Annotated in this window: 1 protein-coding gene; it reads left to right on the top strand. The window is 62.1% G+C overall.

Features of this window, described 5'->3' with window-relative positions; genetic code table 11:
• A partial coding sequence (locus AC07VS_RS28810; protein WP_494752694.1) for a histidine kinase dimerization/phospho-acceptor domain-containing protein occupies window positions 1-589 on the top strand: 589 nt, incomplete at both ends.

Genomic DNA, 589 nt, shown 5'->3' with positions numbered 1-589 from the left:
AGGCGGAGGCGGCGAACCGCTCGAAGAGCGAGTTCTTGGCGAACATGAGCCATGAGATCCGAACGCCGATGAACGCGGTGCTGGGGATGTCGCACCTGCTGCTGCAGACGCCGCTGGACCGCAAGCAGACGGACTACGTGAGCAAGATCCAGCACTCGGGGCAGCACCTGCTGGGGATCATCAACGACATTCTTGATTTTTCGAAGGTGGAAGCGGGCAAGCTCGATGTGGAGCACATCGAGATGGACCTGGAGAAGGTGCTGGAGAACGTGGCCAACCTGGTGGGGGAGAAGGCGCAGGCCAAGGATCTGGAGTTGCTGTTTGATGTGGCGCCGGATGTGCCCACGCTGCTGGTGGGCGACCCGCTGCGGCTGGGGCAGGTGCTGATCAACTATGCCAACAACGCGGTGAAGTTCACGGAGCGTGGCGAGGTGACGATCCAGGTGAGAAAGCGCGAGGAGAGCGAAGGCGAGGTGTTGCTGTACCTGGCGGTGCGGGACACGGGCATCGGGCTGAGCGAGGAGCAGAAGGACAGGTTGTTCGAGAGCTTCCAGCAGGCGGATTCGTCGACGACGCGCAAGTACGGTGG

Source organism: Curvibacter sp. GW821-FHT01G03 (assembly GCF_059422285.1).
Note: the sequence above shows the minus strand (reverse complement) of the source record. Positions and strands in the feature narration are given on the sequence as shown.